Source organism: Cerasicoccus arenae, assembly GCF_014651635.1.
Classification (GTDB): domain Bacteria; phylum Verrucomicrobiota; class Verrucomicrobiia; order Opitutales; family Cerasicoccaceae; genus Cerasicoccus; species Cerasicoccus arenae.
The window spans coordinates 60,856-80,839 of sequence record NZ_BMXG01000011.1 but is presented as its reverse complement, the minus strand read 5'-3'; the positions used below and the strand labels follow the sequence as shown (position 1 = coordinate 80,839).

General features: G+C 50.6%; 10 protein-coding genes and 1 pseudogene. 5 read left to right on the top strand and 6 right to left on the bottom strand.

Translation table 11 applies throughout. The features are described from left to right. Nucleotides 1–127: 127 nt before the first annotated feature. Entirely contained in the window at nt 128–5,401 is a 5,274-nt protein-coding gene (locus IE065_RS10280) for a discoidin domain-containing protein (RefSeq protein WP_189514688.1), read from the bottom strand. Nucleotides 5,402–5,536: 135 nt separating this feature from the next. Next, entirely contained in the window at nt 5,537–8,776 is a 3,240-nt protein-coding gene (locus IE065_RS10275) for a PQQ-dependent sugar dehydrogenase (RefSeq protein ID WP_189514686.1), read from the bottom strand. A 906-nt stretch (nt 8,777–9,682) separates the two neighbouring features. Between IE065_RS10275 and IE065_RS10270 the strand changes: the two genes are divergently transcribed. Continuing rightward, nucleotides 9,683–10,588: a PEP-CTERM sorting domain-containing protein gene (locus IE065_RS10270; RefSeq protein ID WP_189514684.1), complete on the top strand. Its 906-nt coding sequence runs from the start codon at nt 9,683–9,685 to the stop codon at nt 10,586–10,588. Between the two features lie 241 nt (nt 10,589–10,829). Here IE065_RS10270 and IE065_RS10265 read toward each other — a convergent pair whose 3' ends face one another. Further along, a complete protein-coding gene (locus IE065_RS10265) occupies nt 10,830–12,560 on the bottom strand; it encodes a glycosyl hydrolase family 28-related protein (RefSeq protein ID WP_189514682.1) in 1,731 nt (576 codons plus the stop codon). Nucleotides 12,561–12,753: 193 nt separating this feature from the next. Then, a complete protein-coding gene (locus IE065_RS10260; RefSeq protein ID WP_189514681.1) occupies nt 12,754–13,668 on the bottom strand; it encodes a PEP-CTERM sorting domain-containing protein in 915 nt (304 codons plus the stop codon). Between the two features lie 205 nt (nt 13,669–13,873). Here IE065_RS10260 and IE065_RS18375 point away from each other — a divergent pair. Next, a pseudogene (locus IE065_RS18375) lies at nt 13,874–13,999 on the top strand (type IV pilin protein); the annotation flags it as partial. 51 nt (nt 14,000–14,050) lie between these two features. Beyond that, a complete protein-coding gene (locus IE065_RS10255) occupies nt 14,051–14,578 on the top strand; it encodes a hypothetical protein (protein ID WP_229792092.1) in 528 nt (175 codons plus the stop codon). Nucleotides 14,579–14,597: 19 nt separating this feature from the next. On the opposite strand, the gene IE065_RS10250 is transcribed toward IE065_RS10255, so the two are convergent. Next, complete coding sequence (locus IE065_RS10250; RefSeq protein WP_189514677.1) at nt 14,598–15,617, bottom strand: LacI family DNA-binding transcriptional regulator; 1,020 nt, start codon at nt 15,615–15,617, stop codon at nt 14,598–14,600. Nucleotides 15,618–15,711: 94 nt separating this feature from the next. Between IE065_RS10250 and IE065_RS10245 the strand changes: the two genes are divergently transcribed. After that, nucleotides 15,712–18,549 (top strand): FAD-dependent oxidoreductase, encoded by a 2,838-nt coding sequence (locus tag IE065_RS10245; RefSeq protein ID WP_189514675.1) that lies wholly within the window; start codon nt 15,712–15,714, stop codon nt 18,547–18,549. A gap of 70 nt (nt 18,550–18,619) precedes the next feature. Here IE065_RS10245 and IE065_RS10240 read toward each other — a convergent pair whose 3' ends face one another. Further along, nucleotides 18,620–18,829, bottom strand: a complete 210-nt coding sequence (locus IE065_RS10240; RefSeq protein WP_189514673.1) for a hypothetical protein — start codon at nt 18,827–18,829, stop codon at nt 18,620–18,622. 314 nt (nt 18,830–19,143) lie between these two features. Here IE065_RS10240 and scpB point away from each other — a divergent pair, with 314 nt between their 5' ends. Next, entirely contained in the window at nt 19,144–19,983 is an 840-nt protein-coding gene (gene scpB / locus IE065_RS10235) for an SMC-Scp complex subunit ScpB (RefSeq protein WP_276529935.1), read from the top strand. The last annotated feature ends 1 nt before the right edge of the window (nt 19,984 follow it).

The following is a 19,984-nucleotide window of genomic DNA, read 5'->3' as shown; positions in this document are numbered from 1 at the left end:
CCCCCCCCTTTTTTTTAAGGCAGTCAGAATTTTAGATCAAAAAAAGGAGCCAACACGCATCGCGGTTGACTCCTTTTCTTACTATTCTTTTGGCCCAATAGAATCAGTGGGCGTTTCTCTCGAATTCTTAATAGACTTCAAACTCCCAGAGTGAGTAGCCCCATGGCGTTGCACGAGTGATTCCGAGCATCCGCACATAACGTCCCGAGCCTGAGAGCGTCAGGTCATCCTCACCACCGTCACCATTGACGACCTCGATAAGATCGGTCCAGCTTGTGGCGTCGTCCGAGGCTTGAATCTTGTATTCCTCACCATAGGCACCTTCCCACTTCAGAATGACCCGAGAGATCGCTTGCACACTGCCAAGATCGACATAGACCCACTCAGCATCGTTGAATGAACTTGACCAGCGCGTGCCACCATTGCCATCGAACGCAGCGGCAGCAATGTAAGTGCCATCAACGGAAGAAGCGATCGCCGTTTGTCCCTCCGCCAGATTGACTAGAGGTGGTGTGCTGCTTTGAGCATAAATTTCAAACTCCCATAAGGAGTAACCCCAGACAGTAGCTCGGGTTACACCCTGCATACGCACATAGCGGCCACTAGCGCCGACGGGCAAATCGTCTTCGCCCCCATCGCCATTGGTAACACTAACCGCATTGCTGTAATTGACCCCGTCATCGGACAGCTGAATGTGATAGTCCAAGCCGTAGGCACCCTCCCAGCGAAGAATCACCGAATCAATGAACGTCGGCGAACCGAGGTCGATGGTAAGGTGCTCATCATCGTTGAAAACAGAGGACCAACGAGTCGAGAGGCTTTCATCATTAGTCAATATAGCCTCCATACCAACATCTTCTTCAGATGACGCAGTCGCTACGCCAGTTGGAGCCACATTCACGAAATAGCCACCTCCCGATACGTTAACGGTTGCCGTGGAATCAAGTGTTCCCCCACCGTCAACCACACCAGTGAAATCTGCAGTCACCGTAAAAGGGCCGCCGATTTCCGTAGCTGTATAGCTTCCGTTTCCGTCAATCGAACCGGTGTCCGCCGACCAATTTATCTGGCTGCTCTCGCCACCGCTCCAGTTCACGTCGAAGACATACGCATCGAAATCCGTAGACATACCATTGAGTAAATCGACATCTGTCGGATTAATGAACAATTGCGCGCCCTCGATCGAAGCGACAGACAACGAGCCATAGACTTCAAACTCGTAGAACGAATACCCATAGCCCGTGCCACGGGTTATGCCCTGGAATCGCACATAGCGGCCAGTAGATTCGATCGTCAAATCGTCGTCGTTGGCATTGGACTTTTCCACCGTCAATACGGTGCTCCAATTCGTGGCATCATCGGACACTTGTAGATTGTATTCACCGGCGAAGGCACCTTCCCAGTCGATGAATATACGCTTAATGTCGTAGCTCGAACCAAGGTCTACATAGAACCACTCGTCGTCGTTACCATGCTCGCTTTCCCAGCGAGTGGCACCATCAACATCGACCGCCAAGCCAGCCAGACCCGGCGCACCGTTTTCACTGGAAGCGAAAGCGGACTTGTTGGCAGCCACGTTCTGCAAAGGCGGATGCACGGCGAATAGAGCCGTTTGCGAGGCATTTCCATTATCGGCGATCACATAGTAAGCACCAGTCGTTCCGTTGGAAGTGAAGGCACCATTCGCGTCAATCGAACCACCTCCATCAACAGCCCAGACCAACGTAGCAAGCGCGAAATCATCACCATACTGGTCAAGTCCTTGCGCCGAAAACGCCTGTGTGGCTCCGGCTTCGATACGAGCAAATGACGGATCAATCACGATGTCCGCAAGATAAGGTGCGTCGCCCGTGCGGAAGGAATAGGTCTGCTCCTCGCCGTCTGCACTAACTGTCACGATTACCGGATCAGCATTCGTGGTTGCGCTAAACAATCCACTCGGACTGATCGTACCACCGGTATTGACGGACCAGCTAACACTCGTCAGCGGGTGCGTGGCACCATATTGGTCATAACCAACTGCGGTGAACTGAACCGTCGATCCGGGAACAACTGTAGCGGATGAATTGGACGCAGTGATCTCGACGGTGCTAAGAACTTCGTCAAGCTTGTGCTGAACGACTTTCCTTGGTGGAACCGGGAATGAGCCAATGACCACGCCAGTTGTCGAATAAACAGTGGCCGTCTGTTCAACATCACTCGGATTGTATACTGCATAGCTGTAAACGTCCGTTGCAGGATTGTAGAAGACCTGACTCGTTGGAATGTCGGTGTAACGGTCGTAAACAATGTGCCCCAAAGAGCGTAGTGAATGGGTATAAAAATACGTGAGGCCCGAGGTATCATTGCTAATGCCAATCGGATGACCATCGTCGTAAAATTCATCCATTAGTTCGGCCGCCATATCGGCGTCGTAGTGAGCGATGTAGCCGAGGATTACATTACCGAGACCGACACCCCAGTCACCAATGACTTTTTTGGCCTGCTCGGTATCAACGCCGCTTTGATAATTGAGCACCTCGAAATGCCACTTGTCCTCCAGATAGCTAGCATCGTAATCATAGTTAACATAGAGGTAATCATACAGAGGCCAGCCATCGAGTGGTTGACCAATAGCTGGTGGGACAAGGTCCGGATAGTTAGCCAGAGTCGCTGCGCTCCAAATAGCTGGGTCCAACGTAATAGAGCCATCGACCTCAACGGTGAAACTCAACTGTCCATTCACATAAAGCGGATTGCCTGTCAGAGCTAGCGTGTAGGTCGGATTATGATCATTAGCCAACTTGATCGCACCCCTGAATTTCTCAAGCGCACCAACCGTATCTCCCGTATGCCACTCAGTCTGAGCAGGGGCTAAGTTATAATCACGAATAACGCCACGTGCAGCACCCGCCATCGTCGGCACTCGATCCTGAACCATGGAATTCATCTGCGCCTTAGCGAATGCGGGGTCTTCGCCCATATATGCAAGGCCGGGCTGAATAGGTAGCCATTGAATGCCATACATCCAGCCTGGATCACCACTAAAGAAGGTTGCATAGGCGGAACCACTATCGAACACGATTCCCGCAAGCTCATGGCCATAATTCGGCGACAAAACGCCCCCATCACCGAGGACTGGATTCGTCGCAGCTGGATTGCCGTGATAATCGTTCCAATATTCCTTAATGGCAAGGCGCTCAATCGCATACCCCATCGCACCGGCAGCGGTCATATCAGAATCGCTCATCGCTTGGCCCAGAAGGAAAAGCCCACACCAAGACTGTATCGATTCAGAGCTCGATTCCTGGTTGTTGCCATTGCCCGCGCTGGTTCCACCCGCATAGGAGTGACCATGCCATGGGTCGAACGTGCGCAAGAATGGAAAGTTTGTATCGGTGCGGTCCCAGTTCGCATATTGCTTGGCGACGAGCTTCACCATCTCTCCGTAGTCAGCCAAGAACTGCGGATCCTGGAATCCAAGCAGAGCTGCTGCACGTGTGAAATAGCCGTAGTGAAAATGGTGGTCAGTAAACTGAGACGAACCATACGATTCATTAAAGCCAACTAGGGCTTTATAATTATCATAGCGTGCGAAGTATTTTTCAGTCTCGACCCCGTCGTAAGTGAACCAATCTGTCAGCGCAGTTGTCAGTGATGCTTTCAGCGCAGCGAGGTTATCCGAATCGAGATCTCCGGCGATAGTCATATAATCACCAAATTGAGTGAGGCTCTTTCCTCCCCAGTATGTGTCGCCGCCATAGTCTGTCCGCTCTGCATATTGATCGAGATAAAAGTCCATGCGCTCAGGCGAATAATCATGCGCACCTCCAATTTGGCTGGGAGGAGGCAAATTCGGAAGGATGCCCATGAAGGGGAAATCAATCTCCGCCGTGTTCGACTCGCTGAGCTTTAACTTACCTCGCGGTGTAATGTAGCTGTATCCAGTGAATAACAGATCGTTACTGGTCTCACGATAGTGGTGCGGGATCCAACCCTGTAGCACCGTGGTATTCACTCCCTTTAACGCCTCGGCGACAACGGTCCAATTTGTACGCACATAGCCATCTGATGCATTGTAGGACCAAGACATCATGGTATCACGAGGAATGGCGTATGCGTTGGAATCAAAGCTGATCAAGTCACTCCACACTGGCAGTGCACTAATCACCAAGTAGCTGTCCAGACCATTGAAGTCCACCAGCAAGTCGCCATTAGAATCCTCAAAAGTTGTGCCGTCGGGGGTGTGTATACCAAAGGCCCGCCCCTGCACTTCGACTGACAGCATGGAGCCAGTGTATGGTAAGCTAATCACAGCACCAGAAGAGTCGCGAATAATTGCCGAAGCATCAATAGTCAGCAGTGGGCTAACACCAGTGACTTCCACCCAGACATATGGTAGGCCATGGCCCATCGTAACATCATAGTAGGCATTGGCGTTTTGCTCTAGGCGCATCGTAACATGCCAGTCGGACCAATCGAGCGCAACCGCACTGGCTGGCGCAAAGTCTGTGCTGAACTTGACCGCAGGAGCGTCATCGTTAGTCATAACGATCTGGTCAGCCATAATGTGCCCCCAACCTCCAGTGACATTGTCAACGACTTCAATGTAAGCGTCCTGTCCATCATACTCGGAAACGTCCCAAGTCTGCCATGCCATGTTTTCAGAGTTATTACCGGTTGCAGTGCGAACAGTGGCGGCATCAACCACTAACCGAACTTCCGCGGTGCCAGGGTGATTTCCTCCGCCTACTAACGCGTGAATGTATTGCGCATTCACGGTGAAGGTCGGCGATGTGAGCACCCCGATTGACCCATCACCACCATGAAAGGAATTCGCGAGCCCGACGCCATTGACGTTTGTCACTAAAGATTGACCGGAAACCGCACCTGCCACTGGGCCACTGCCAAAGGCCGTGCCCGTTGTGCTCCAACCGACTGGCCAACCTGCGTCTTCAAAGCCCGCGAGGATCGTGTCGTTCGGTCCGAGGACAATTGCCACCTCGCCACCTACCGAAATAGGATACTCAGTAAGCATGTCCGTTCCCGAGGCGGAAAATTCAACGGGGAAGTACACATTAACGCCCGCAGCATTGGCCTGAACCGATAACGGATACGCCCACATGTTTCCCGAGTATTGGTTAAAAATCAAATCCGTCCACCAGTCATTCGTGGGGACTGGTTCCCCCGCCTTGGATGGATGAATGTAGAGTTCCCTATTCAGGAACGAGGATACCATTCCGATGTCTTCTCCGCCGACGATATCTTCATGTGCGGGCGTATATTCAGCATAACTACCTGCACCAACAGGCACCGCCTGTTGTGCGTGAACACAGGATAGCTGAACTAATGCAAAAGCCGTCACAGACGTCGTGAGGCGAGCGAAAAAACTCCGATAAGGAGTACACAGTAGTCTTTTCATGGGTTTCATAGGTATTATTGGTTCAGGGAGGATACGTGATACGTATATTGATGCAATTTAATGCAACCTATTGTGGAAATTGATTGTGTTGTCGGTGTATAGAGTGTGCGCCTCGTATAATGGTCAGAAAACCGCTTATTCGCTTTCTGCGACGAATCGGAAAAACAAACCACCACCAATGGAGCCATCCGGCGGCATTAGCAGAAATTCTCCGGTTTGTGGGTCAGTAGATAATTCGTACCCAGGCGAAAGCGTCCAGGAGCCAAAGGCCGGACGGCTCGCGACTACAGACCACGAATCAGGACTTAAATCCACAGAAGATTCCCAAGCAATCGAAACGTTGGTCAATGGCTCGGCTATGCGCAGAGAAATACCCCCCTGCCCTGGCTCAATGCGGACAAGGGCTATCACGCCATTACTCGCGGCATCAGAACGTAGAGTGTACTCCATCAGATTTTGCATGCCATCCAGATCAAAATCACTATCAGGCTCAGCCTCACTCGATCCAGATTCAGCGCCAAAAGTCTCGTCTCTCCATACCTGATAAGGAGACAACTGCCTGATCCAATCGCGAATGATGGCTTGGTCTTCCAGTGGCATTGGATCATGTGGGCGCATACGGTCACCCACCTGTGGCTGGTCGGAGTTAATCTTCTCCATCAGATAGCTTAGTCCCGGTGAGCCGGGCTCAACGAGTTTAACGCCGGGCGCTTCGACACTATAGCGATTCACCAGTTCAATAAAACTTGCTTCTGGTTGTAGATCTAGTCCGCCGCTGTTCGTTGCGATATCGTTATGGCAACCGATACAGTTCGCTGAAAAAATCGTCTGTATATCTTCAATGTAATCGACATCAGGCGTTTCGGCAATGCCAGACAGATCATCCGTATCGATACCGCCATCGAAGAGTCCAAGAATAATAACGCACTGCGCCAGTTCTCCCCCTGAAACCGTTTCACTTGTGAGGATACGTCCGTAAGTAGCAGCTCCAGTATCGCCTGGCGTGTCTAAATGAAACTCTGAATTGGCATCGCTCGATGCAACTGGGAAATAGAAATAGCCAAGATCGTCCACGTCGAGTCTATGGTTAATTCCAGTCGGTGCAAAGGCGGAGCCGATGCCAAAATCACGAGCACCAAGAGTACCGTATGGTATCCGGTTAGCACCACTGGAAATACCGATGTCGACCAACGCCGGATCAGATCGAGTATCAAGCACTCGGCCAGCCAATGCCGAATCAGAAAAGTACAAGTCGAGTGTAAGCGATGCGCTATTCGTTAAATCGACGGCATAGCCATGTGTGATGGAAGCGAAGCCCTGCGGATCGTCAACAGCAGCAACAATCACAACACCTGTGCCCGTTAGCTGTGCGTTACCAGAAAAATTAATGTCATCACCAGCGCTCACGCTGAGCACGTTCAGTTCTGGTCCACTTCCGCCAGTCACCTGCGCAGAAGTCACACCATCCGACTGAAAAAAGCTTAACTGAATATCGTTGCCCATCGGTAACGCACTGCCACTGCGCACATCGAAAATCTCACCAGTGATAGATAGACTTTGCGATTCGTACACGGAAATGACCTGCTCCACAGAATCAGATAATCCAAGTGCATTAGTGACCGTTAAGCTGACGACATAAACCCCCGCATTGCTAAAAGTATGCTGAGGGTTTTGCTGGGTGGATGTCTCTGCATCACCAAAATTCCAGCTCCAAGTCGCAATCGACGAACTTGGCGCAGTCGAGCTATCCGTAAATGTAACAGTTAGCGGGGCAGCCCCCTCAATGCTGGATGAATTGAACAAAGCGACTGGTGGCTCGCCACCTTGGAAACGTATCCGGCCAATGTCGTAGCCATTCCCTAGAGAATCGCCCTGATTGGAATCAGTGTAGTACAAGGTCCCATCAGGCCCGAGTTCGAACGCCACCATACTGGCAGGCGGATTGGTCAGAAAAGCGCCACCGTTATCTGCACTAATTGGTGTCAACGTATCAAGCTCGTCCCCGGTGAGTGACCATCTTCGAATCTCCTGCCCATAACGCGCCTGATAGATAACTGGGCCATCTGGAGCAAATGGGCCTCCACGAATAATAATCACCCCTGTCGCCGAGGGACTGTGCGTCCGCAAAACCTTACGCTTTCCATCAGAGGAGGATACAGTGAATTCATCTGGCCAGCCGCCATCGGCTCCCTTTTCAATTCGGACCAGTCGGTCAGTGCCATCACCATTTTCGGAGAGATACATCACATCGCTGATCGGTGCAGCCGGATCGAAGACAAAACGAAATGCATTGCGAAATCCATGTGCCCAGACACGGGAACGAACCGAGGACGGTGTGCCATCATAAAATGGATTATCAGGAAGACCTAAGCCCGTGGCGGAATCAACGCGCAGCACTTTTCCATTATACACATTGAGGTCATCGACAAGGTTGCGGTTACCATCATCCCCCAACATCACATACAGTGAAAAGGGCTCATTCGGATGAAACTGGATGTCACCTGCATTGTGGACATTCGTTGTGTTCGGCAAACCCGACAATAGAACGATCTGAGACCCGGGGGCCATCTGCGTGAAAGTTTCGTCCAGTGTAATGCGTATTAGACGCTGATCATTTGAGGTCGAGTAGAATAAATACACATAGCGGTTGTTGGCGAAATCAGGATCAAGCTGCATGCCAAGCAAACCTCGCTCGCCATCTGCATTCACCTCAGAAGTGATGTCTGCCACCACAACAGGAGGCGTAAAATCACTAGAGGAGCCACCAAGAGGCTGACGCACAATCGTTGAGCTCTCCCATTCAACTACGAGACTTTCACCGCCGCCATTTTCAAAGAATTCAACAACAACAGTATGCTCGCCAGCGCTTAAATTGATCGTCCCGCTTTCGGTAATGCTGCCATGCAATCCATCATTATCAACGACTTCAATGCCATCCACGAGTAAGCGGCTTCCGTCATCCGAAGTGGTATAGAAGGTGTAGTCGCCAGTATTTAGAATGTCGAGGGACGCAGTATAGCGGAAGGCAAAAAAATCATCCCTTAAACGTGGGTCCAGATCAAACCCATCGACCAGCCCACTTGCAACCGGAGTCAAATTGTCAAAGTTTGGCAACTCATTCCAAGTTCCTTCAAAGTATTGATAACTAATCTGTACCGTAGGCCCATCATTAGGTTCAAGGACAAGTAATCGTCCTTGTTTTTCAATCACATAGAGCCGTCCCTCATCGTCAAATTCCAGTGATATGACGCCATTGCCACTGTAAACCGTTTCGGTAATAAAGTTAGCGTCAGAAAAAGCACCGTGAAGTGAGGCATAGCCAAAACTGAATACTAAACAAAGGCCGGCTAAGAGTTTTATGAGAGGTTTTTCCATGAGATAATTAAGCAGTATAATCCTGTGAGGCTATCGTCGGGTTTTTCAATATACACTCAGCAATGTAGATAATTCGTTCGGATTAAGATCGGTAGTTTTCTGGTGTAACAGACAGCAAAGACCATCAGTAGGTTAAACATTAGAGATAGAGAAAATATCGCTATCCGGTTCGCCCATAAAGATTGGGATGACGAATGACATGGCTGGTGTTGAGCTCCGATTAAAAGTGATTTTCCGTTGATGTAATTCAAATATCTCAAGCCATGCAATTAAATGCAACTTTAAAATCAATTACATACAGTTCTCATGTCATCGTGATTCGCTAACTCAGTCATAAATCGCAGGATACAAATCAAATTTTCCTAAAAAAAAATAAAACCACAGCTGAAATTTCCATAAATCTCACTAGAAATCTTAATTCTACGCCTGACTGAAATTTCCAATTAAAGGATCAATCAGCATCTCGAAAGCAGCAGATGGTTTCTATGAGCTGAGGATCGGGCGATGGATGATAAATCATACTCACAACACATAACATAAAAAGCACTAAGACTCCTCTACAAATTCAAGGTTCATCGCCTCTCAATCTACTTACACGCTATTTATCAATGATGACCGGTTGAACTTATAGTCATGTTGGCTTATAATCTAGGGCAATCAATGCCATTACCATAAATGGACCAAACATTGATATGACATGGCGACAGGAAGCACATACCGCCCGACACAACCCATCAGAATTCCAGCAAGATTGGCAGCACCGACAAAAGTTGAACCCACTATTCCTTTTTGAGTATTCGTGCCGAATCGGGATTCTTTCAAAAAATATTGTTGACCATTTCAATTCTCTGCAATTATATGCAACTTAAACTATACTCCTTGCATCAATAACCTATGAATACTCCAATGAAAATCCCCGTACTAACAGCAGCCGCCATCTTGGCAGGCAGCCTCTCAACTCAAGCTGCTACAATCTCATGGGATGGTGGTGGTGGCGACAACCTTTGGTTCACTCCAACCAACTGGGACACAGACACAGTTCCAGTATTAAACGGCACTGATGATGCGGTCCTGAATGCCAGCGCGCAGTATGATCCAGGCGGTGACTTCGTCCTCCAAGGCGGAAGCACCCTCACCGTTCAAAACGGCGGACATTGGGAACAAATCAACGGCGTTGCATGGATTCAGGGTGTCGGCGGTAATCTGGTCGTTGAAGCAGGAGGCATTTTTGATACGGGAACTGCCGGAAACATGATTCGCGATGCGGGCACATCAATATCCGTAGGCGGAACCTTCAGCTACAATGCTGGCAACTTTATTTATGATCCCGTTAATTTCGGTTCTTTCGCTCTAAGCAGCGGGGCCAATTTAAACGTCAGTGGCGAGTTCCAACCATTAACAGCATTCAGCTTCAATAGCGGCGTTAGTTTTGTTGGCGGCAGCGTCATGGCTACCACCATCAACACGACAATCGTAACCGTGGATGGTGCTTCCGTTTCTCTCGTGGACAACGGCCCATCCATTGCAGGCCTATTCGGTTTTGACGGCACGAATGGCTATGTGGATTTCACCTCTAACGGTGGAAGTATTTCGCTATCCGACGTCGACAGTCCGACTGAAGTAGAAACTGCGATTAATACTGGCCTGTATCGCTATGAGGGCGCAATTGACCCAACAAACATCACCTTCATAGACTTGGGTGGCGGCGACTACCAAATAAACGCAGCCACCGTCCCAGAACCAAGTGCTTACGCGATGCTCACGGGTCTAATAATACTCGGCGTGCTAATCACTAGACAGCGCCGCCGGTAATCCAAAAATTTAGCTTCTTTTACAAAGCCGCCTGAACCACAGGCGGCTTTTCTTATTCAATTGATGTGCCGCCCCTGGATAATTTTGAGGTATCCCCATTCCGGATATCAATGCGAGAGTAGCAGCAAGCCCTTCAGCTACGCCCGCCAAGACTATGTTGCCAAAATGACGGCACAAGCAAACGAGCCAAACCTGGGGTGACCGTCGTCCACAACCCTGAATTAGTTATCCTCGATTCTGACTAAGGTGCCAAAGTGCCCAAACGGCGCGCGCGTTGGTCTTGGAAAAGCGACACCGGATACAATTCACTTCCTTGCCCAATACCCTCAACGTGATCAACGGGATCGCTGACTTTGGCGCGTTCAGGATAATCGCCATTCGTACGAACGTCACTAGCCGCCCCTTTTGTCCCAATCACATACCCGTATTTTGCTTGCATGCTCCAGACGGCATAGGGCCGGTCCCTGTTCGAACGTCCTTCTGAATTCCAAAAAACCGTGTGGGCTGAAGTTGTATTATGCTTCGGCTTCGACATCCGTTCGTAGTAGCGATCACGTGCCTCAAACCAGCTATTTTCGGCAACACAATTATCAAAGAGATTGGAGTGGCTGAAATACATATGGTGATCGCTTCCCTTACCCTGGGTATGTCCACTGCCAGAAACCTGATGACCAGTTTCAATATCCTGACAACGATACAGGACATTACCAGAGCTCGCCATTCCGCTGATAGAATACCCGTGACGTGCAAAGGCGGCAGTGCAATTCTCCAGTAGGCATTCATTGCAGTTGTCCAGGCGGAACATGTAGCCATTGCCCCCGCCCCCGCCATATTGAGGATATCGCATGATGCAGTTGATCACCGAGATGCGCTGGCATTCCTTCAACCGTATTCCATTGGAAAGCAATTGAACATCCGTTCCGTTCTCATCCGGATGATATGCCTGAACATTACGAATCCAGGAATCGGCGACGCCAACCATCGTTATCGCATAGGAAAAATGAACATCAGCGGCGCTCTTGCGTTTCTCGGCAAAGTCTGCGGGCAAGTTGTAGCCCTCGGCTAAGCGCTTGGTGTATTCACTGTTCGGCGTTGCAAAGTCCAGATTCTCCCAACCGTCCTTGCCGGGATGCTCACGATTGCCGATGGAAAAGTCTTCCAGTCCGATCTCTCGGAGGATCCCCGTTTTGGGATAGACGCGTGCATTGTAGCTTTGCTTGAGCATGTAACGCGTTGGGATGTCGATCGTCAGCACGTTCTGCTCACGATCAATTGCCTTTATGCGGCGAAGATAAAGCATACTGCCAATCTTCTCTTCATAGCCCAACCAATCGGTTTCGTGGTGATCTTCAATCCACTCTACCGTCGGGTCTGCCCGAATAATGATATCCTCACCAACTTGGAACTGCGTGCTGTCTGCAATTGGTATTTCTATTGTTGGATTCGGCAAATCCTGCACAATTGGGACCACAGCCCCTTCCTCATTGCTCCAAGAGGCAGCACCAGGCGCAGCAATGTGAATGATACTCTGACCACGCATCTCGTAGCTATCATTGAAAAGCCGTGTTTTATCCACGCCCGCACCGCGTAGCACGATGTTGCTTTTGCGGATAATCAGGACTGGTGCCTTTGCTCGTTGCGGTGATATGCGATAGGTGCCTTCCGGCATATAAACGACAACGGGTTGCCGCAATGAAGCGGCGCGGTTGATCGCGTCCTGAATCGCCTTTGTGCTATCAGCCTCACCGGTTGGATCAGCGCCAAATTCTGTTACGTTAATAACCGGTGCCTCTGCGAGCGAAGGTATTGGCTGCTCGCCGCTTGCATAACCCGCATAGGAGAAGTCTTGAATGATCCTATCCGACTCAAAGCTAAGGCTAGGAAACGGCTCCCAATTCTCCGAATATAACTCGCTCTGCCAATGCCCTTCCGGGATCGAGCTAGAAACGTTTTTTGGCTGCGTTGTTTGCATGTCGATTTGTGCTGATTTGTCTTTAAAGCAGGCGGGCAATATCGATAGCGACGCCATGGCACCTATTAGAAATAAGCTTCTCATATATTTCTTCCCATTAGCGAATAGGGTCGTCGTGACTACACACGCCGACCCTTTGGCCAGAGTCACGATTTAGCCAACCCGGTGGCTGCAAAGACAGCCAAAGGCCATGCTAGTTGGAACGGCGACGCTTAATGAATGCTGCAGCGATAATACCACCCAACCCCATCAATAGCACCGACGTTGACGGCTCTGGGATACTTGTTCCGGTTGCCTGAAAAGAGCGCACACCCAATCCGTAGGCAGTGCTGGAAGCATCAGTTCCGGCCCAGGAGTTTTCTTCAAAATAGAGCCCAATCGCAGTTACGCCTGTCAGCGACAAACTATTGAAGCTTGCGGATCCTTCGTCAAAATCCAGATCGATAGAAGGATTATATACTGCCCAAAGCTCGTTTTCCAGTGTGGTGCCACTGATTGAAAAACTTCCATTATTTTGGCGCAAATCCAATGTCGTTTGGGAGAGGTAGTAGTCCCCATTATCAATCTGAACAACATAGCGGCCATCAAAATTGATAGTTCCATCTGCAGAGTTGATGAAGCCGGTTGTGGAGAAAGAAATTCCGTCAAGAGCGACCGAGCCAGTGTCGAGGCCGCCACCGAAATCGTCCTGCTTGAAGATATACACGCCAGCGAGCGAAAGATCGCTCCCGAGCCAACCACCAGAGTTAAACGATTGTAGGTAAATTTGATCCGTCGTGTCCGGGCTGGCATTATTGCGAATCTGCTGACGGCTGAACCCTTGATCGATACTTGAAGAAATAAACTGATACCCACCGTAAAATGTCGGGCCGCTGTAAGCAGAAGTCGGGCTCAAAGGATCAGCACTGGAATCATTAAAGCTACGGCGGAAAATGAATGGGCCAGTGCCAGTGCTACCTGCGGTGCGGGCGAAATTGACATCCCCGCTCACGTAGCTACTGCTGGGACCATAATCAATAAGGGTTGTTGCGCCGAGAGTGGACGCACCAGTAAGAACGGCCATCAATGTGCCGAGCGTCAGGAGGTGTTGAGGGGTGCATGTCTTCATGGATAACTTTTGTTTGGGATGAATCAGTGTTGAAGTCTTTTGCTAGTTGTTACGTCGATAACCGCAATTGATTAAGCATTCAAACATTTGAAACAATGCCATTAATGAAAATACCGCTTTGACTCGTCTTGGATAAATTCATCATTCAAAAGTTTGAATCGCGACTCTATTGCCATTTTTTTTGACCAGCTCAAATTCAACCACTATGCATTCGATACGCATTCGTTTACCCCTCAAAAGTCGCTTACCTTTGATCTCACCCCAACCGCGTGGTTTTACTTTAGTTGAACTTCTATCGGTCGTGGCCATTATTGGTATTCTTGCAGCCATCCTGATCCCAACTATCGGCTCGATTCGCGGGAACTCGTTTTTGAGTAAAAGCATGAGCAATATTCGCCAACTGCAGATTGCGAACGCACTTTACGCCAGTGAGCATGCGGGCCAGTATGTTCCAATTCTGTCGCGCAACGAAGAAGGGACGCTGACACGATGGCTGGAAAATGAAGACTATCGAGCTTTGCTCGGAATCGCCAAAGAACAAGCATGGCCGGATGAGCTTATTTCGCCCAATGCAAACGTGCTAGCTAGCGATGGCGAGCGGCGCTTTGACCGATCTTACGCCATGAACATTACAGGCTTCACTGGCTATTCTGACGCAGGCAATGCTTGGCAAATTAATAGCTACAAGCTGGAAAACCCAAGCGATGTCATCGCGATGACTGATGCGCTGGACTGGATTGTCTCCTATTATGGATCGGCAAAATACAAAGGAGCAGAAGAGTCACTCAATAGTGCAGTGGCCTATCGCTACAATGAGAAAGCCGCAGTGGCCTACTACGACGGACATGTCGAATCACATGATATGTCAGATTTATCCGATGACATTAAGCCTTGGCTAATTCCCAACTAAGTAGGCTGATTGGATTCTTCTAAGCCTGTGGTCTACGGATGGTTTCGCCCTCATGGAATTCGCCTTCAATCATTAGCGAACGTGGAGTTTCGGGCAGTCCATAAGCATGCTCGTATATTTGAGAGACTAGAAACGCCACTGCATTTTCGGCCAACATCTCCGGTTTGCTGTTAAATCCTGCAATGTGTTCTTGTGTCCGCGGTTCGTAATCTTTCCAGCCAATCAGCGTGAAGCCGATGTCTTCCGGTATACGCAAACCAGCGCTTAGAATAAGCTGATAATGGTCACGATGGCCAATGACAGCATCCAGACGCTTGCTGGTGATCCAGTCCCGCATCTTCTCCGGACTATCAATGTCTCCGCTGTTGGGAGGGATACGCGCCGCGCGATTCTTGACTTGGTCGTAGAGATAGGCGCTGTGCAAAATGCCATGCGTGCGGTTGCTTAAGTTTTGCGATAAGATCATCCCGATTCGCTGATAGGACCGACTGCGGAGAATCTCCAAATGCGTGAGCATGTTATGATAGTGGTCCAGAACAGCGCGCGAGAAATGGGGGCTGTCCACCGAATAGCCGTATGCCACCACGATAAAGCGATCCCAATCGTCATCCAAACAATTCCCAGAGCCGAGGAACGGGCCTACCATGACTCCACTGATACCGGTATTCCACCAAATGGATTTAAAATGCGCCAGCCGGCTGTCGGCGTCACTCAGGTTATACTGGATCAAATCGTAGCCCAGGCTGCTGGCTTTATTCCGGGCCCGCTGATAAACCATACTGCCAAAGGAATCATCACGCGGCATATTGGTTAAGTAGGCCAAACCACTGCGGATGGGCTGGAGTTTGTTGCTTTCACGATAGGCGCACAGGGCCTTCATCGCAGCACTGGGCACGTAACCCATTTCCTCGGCCAGCGCCTGAATTTTATTGCGAGTCTCCTGCGCCAGCCGGGGGTCGTTTCTCAATGCCAGAGAGACCGTGGAGTAGTGAACCTCTGCCCGATTCGCGATGTCCTTGATCGTTACATATCTAGCCATTTCAACTGTTTGAATCCAATAAAGGCTGACGTCAAGTAGTCATCTTAAATACTCAATTTCAAGTGCGAGGCCTCCCTCCCCGCATCGATGTATTATGAGTTCACGAAAGCAATCGCTCCCCCATTCATTTTCCAATAAACAGTTCGACACAATCGTGATTGGGTCCGGCTACATTGGCTATGCGGCGGCTGAGCGATTGGTTAGCAATGGACAACAAATACTGCTGATTGAGCCAAGTGGTCAGCTCTTGTGGGAATCGACCTCCTGCTTGATCAACGATGCCACAGACCAGCAATATTCCGCGGCATGGCAAAGCTGGCTATCCCGCCTCCAGTTGATCAATCGCACGGCCAATAATAAGTTTGACCCAGTCGTCGCTGAAATTCAGGCGGCGAAAGAACTACGTTCTCGCATGGAGTCCGGCGAATGCCAGGTGCTTTTCTACGCCTATCCAGTTAAGGTCGAATACGACGATTCGAACATAACATCATTGCTTTTAGCAACCAAGGCCGGGCTGCGCCGTGTATTCGCCCGCCAATGGATTGACACCACGGAACAAGGCATTTTGATGCGCTTGGCAACCGGGGAAAAACAGACTCGCCGAACCGTCCGACAGGGTTGGAGTTGCGCCCTGCAATCCAATCACTGGGATGCGCTGGAGGCACCGCTGAGCGATTTTTCCAATGCCCATAACATGAGCCTAAGCGCTTCGACCAAAGCAGGTGAACGGTATTTATCGTGGGATGATGCTCAACTCCCTTGGCATCAGACGATGATGAAAAAGCTCCGTTTACTGCGCACGTCTTTTACTGAAAATCAGGATCTACTTGTCAGCCACTGCGCATCACAGCCCTATCCGATCTACGACTCAAGCCATGTGCTTCCATTGAGTGATTCTCAACCGGGTAACCTGCAATGCCTGTCGCCAGCTTATTGCTCCACTGATCTTCATACGTTAGCCGATCGCTACAACTGGGGAATGTCCGCACAATGCGCAACGCCCAAAACAGCGAGCATGACGCTGGCAAATATTCCATCGTCGGCCGATTCCATTGATCCACATTGCCTCACCTTCGATGAAGAATCGCAGTGCGAAGTACTCGTCGTCGGCACAGGAACATCGGGTTCAGTGGCCGCCATCACCTCTGCCCGTCAAGGCGCTCAAACGATCGCAATCGACTTTGCCGACTTCCCTGGTGGCGTGGGTACTGGTGGCGGGATTACGGGCTATTTTTTCGGCATCGGCAGTAAAGAAATGGAAAGCATTGATGCGCTCACTGATGAGATCAATATTCTGCTCATTGGCGAGTCTCCCGATAAAGACGCCTGGCATCATGAAGCCAAGAAATTGGCGATCATGCAGCTCTTCGATGAACTCGGCGTTAGCTTTTATGGCAACGGATTATTGTTTGGCGTAGAGTCTCATCAAGGCCAAGTCAATGCAGCCTTGGTTGCCTTTGGAGACAAGCTGGTGCGACTCAAGGCCAGCACCTATATTGATAGCACCGGTGACGGTGATCTCTGCGCCTTTGCGGGCGCAGCATATAAAACCGGGCGTAGTGGTGACGGGCGAACGCTCGCTTACTCACAAGCCGCGCTAACAATTAATTACGAGGACCATCGGCCCAAGCTCAAGGCGATCAACTTCGACGCGGGCTGGCTTGACCCAAACGACCCAGAAGACTTGTCTCGCGCGCGACTAGTAGGCATCCAGCAGTATCATGAATCAACCGCTATTCAGAAAAATAAATTGCTGATGATTGCTCCGCTGCTGGGCATTCGACAATCACGTCACATTCAGACGGACTACATTTTGCAGCTCGATGACTTGGTCGCTCAGCGACGCTTCGAAGACTGCATTGGCGAAGCAAGTTGCCACGCCGATTCTCACTCCGTTGACTTTGAGTTCGAAGATGATGAGATGGTTTTTTATTACTGGGCCTGCCGACTTTTTCGTCACCCGCTGCATACCCAGCTACCGTATCGCATGCTGTTGCCCAAGGGCTTGCACAACGTCTGGATTGCCTGCCGTGCCGCTGGCATGAGTAACAACGCATTCTACGCGATCCGAATGCAACGCGACATGCAACACATCGGCGCAGTCGCTGGCGCATCCGCTGCCAACATCGCGATGAAGGGGCTCACCGCCGCACGTTCCGAAGACAACGATGTCCTCCACCACAGAATTGAAAATACGGACTCCACCAACCATGCCAATGAAGTCGTATGCAACCCCATTGATTCGCTGAAACAAGGGCGCTCCGGCATCGCACTTTGGCGGGTGTCGCAAGATCGCAGTCGATACAACGAAGAAGTACGAAACGTCCTTCATTCACAAAATTCGAAGGCCAGTTTTTACGCCGCCTGTGTCTTGGCTATGTGGGCCGACCCGATTGCGGAACCTCGCTTGATTGAGGCATTGGTTGGCCGTGAAAACGGCGCAGTGGACCCGTTGGAAAACCAAGGCGCTTACGGTCAGGAAATTGATGTTCCTTTCTGGCTCATTGCGGTCGTGATGCTTCGTTGCTGTGGTAGCAATGCCTGTTTGCCTGCATTGCGTACATGCGCCCTGGAGCCGGAAATCCCGCTTAACGTCCGTACATCCATTGCCTTGACGGTCGAGCGTCTCGCACAACGAAAGGCCATCAGTACCTCGGAATCTCTGGAGCTGCTCGACAATTTGATCGCCTACGAAATTCCGGATGCACAGCAGATGCCATCCAGATCCATTGCCCGAAAAATTCGCAACGAAAACCAATTAACCCTACCCAATGATTACGGGGTGGACACCAGTCAAGATCATGGCTGGCAATTACACTTAATCATTTGTCGGGTGCGCACACAGCTCGGATTTGATCCGCAACCACGCGCCTATGACTACAGTCAGGACCCACGGGCATACGTTAGCCAGAGCTTCATGGCTTTCTTTTGAGCGAGACACACCGAATTCTTGAACGTGGGTGCATCGATACCGCGAGCCGCATCACTTCACTGAGGCAGCATTAATCGCCACGGTTCACCTCAACAATGCGCTCCATAGTGCCGTCGAGTTTGTCGAACCACTGCGGATTGGTGCGCATGATCCACACCGCCGCCAACACTCCCACAATTACAACGCCTACCCATCCCGTCTTTTTGACGAATAGGCCAACAGCGATCACCCCGCCGATGACCGCAATCACCGGAATATATTGTTGCAGGTCAGCATTCACTAGCGGCAACTCTCCCACCAAAGCCTTAATGAGTCAAGATTACCAAAACCTCATATTGCGCACTCAGGTAAAACCTGTATACAAAACCGGGAGTCATTTGCCCCTCAATAAACGCCTAATGAGCTGGCGCTGACACAGCATTTCGCAACATCACTACCTCTCAGAAGGTAGCGCAGGCGAGTCCTTCAAAAGCACAAATCCAAACTCAAAGCACCTAAAAAGACGGGGAAATGAATTTCCTACCCCGCTTCCAGCAAAAGGCGGCTTGGGCTTGAAATTCGATCGTGGATACGTCTGAATCAGCAATTTATTCCATGGTCTTTAATTTAAAGAAAATCCTGCGCGCCTTATTGCTTTCGACTTCCGAACCGCTGTCCATCCGTGACATCCAGGCAGTGATAACCCGCTATCATCAGCAGGCCACTGACGAACCCGAGGAGGCCAGCGCCCCTGCCCCCGGCTCGCGACCGCCCTATGAGCCAGAACAAAGCGAGCTCAACGACATTATGGACCAGGCACCAGCACTCCTGACCGCCACCCAGATTCGTGATGCCATGGACGCCATTTCTACCGAACTCATCGAAAAGCGTGAAGTTTACCGCGTCATCCAAGGACCTGCGGGCTACCGCATCACCACGGCTCCCGACTACTCGGACTGGGTTCGCCTGCTGCGCAACGAAGCCCGACCAATGCGCCTGTCTCAAGCCGCAATGGAAACCCTGGCCATCGTCGCCTACCGCCAACCCGTTACCCGCGCAGAGCTGGAGGCCATTCGTGGCGTCTCCGCCGATGGGGCCATCAACCGACTCCTTGAGCACGAACTGGTCGTGATTATCGGCCGCGCAGAGCTGCCCGGTCGCCCCATCCAATATGGCACAACGGACAAATTTCTAGAATTCATTGGCATTCAATCGATCGAAGAGTTGCCCGCCTCCGATGTCCTTTCGCCCAGCCAGATCAGCGAATGGATTCGCCAAGCCACTCAGGGCGATCAGGATGTTTCCGAGGAAGAAGTTGGCCTACCCACCGAGGAAAATAGCCAGCCGGAACTGCCCACCGAAGACCCCGAGTTCGACGCCGAACCCGCAGCACAAGACGAACCTGAGCCAGCCGAAGAAGAGGACGAGGACGACGAAACACCGCCGCTTGCGTAGT

Excerpts from the sequence above, each read along its gene's own strand:
- IE065_RS10270 (WP_189514684.1), top strand. The coding sequence starts at position 9,683 with ATGAAAATCCCCGTACTAACAGCAGCCGCCATCTTGGCAGGCAGCCTC.
- IE065_RS10250 (WP_189514677.1), bottom strand. The coding sequence starts at position 15,617 with ATGGCTAGATATGTAACGATCAAGGACATCGCGAATCGGGCAGAGGTT.
- IE065_RS10245 (WP_189514675.1), top strand. The coding sequence starts at position 15,712 with ATGAGTTCACGAAAGCAATCGCTCCCCCATTCATTTTCCAATAAACAG.
- IE065_RS10275 (WP_189514686.1), bottom strand. The coding sequence starts at position 8,776 with ATGGAAAAACCTCTCATAAAACTCTTAGCCGGCCTTTGTTTAGTATTC.
- IE065_RS10260 (WP_189514681.1), bottom strand. The coding sequence starts at position 13,668 with ATGAAGACATGCACCCCTCAACACCTCCTGACGCTCGGCACATTGATG.
- IE065_RS10265 (WP_189514682.1), bottom strand. The coding sequence starts at position 12,560 with ATGCAAACAACGCAGCCAAAAAACGTTTCTAGCTCGATCCCGGAAGGG.
- scpB (WP_276529935.1), top strand. The coding sequence starts at position 19,144 with ATGGTCTTTAATTTAAAGAAAATCCTGCGCGCCTTATTGCTTTCGACT.
- IE065_RS10255 (WP_229792092.1), top strand. The coding sequence starts at position 14,051 with ATGAGCAATATTCGCCAACTGCAGATTGCGAACGCACTTTACGCCAGT.
- IE065_RS10280 (WP_189514688.1), bottom strand. The coding sequence starts at position 5,401 with ATGAAAAGACTACTGTGTACTCCTTATCGGAGTTTTTTCGCTCGCCTC.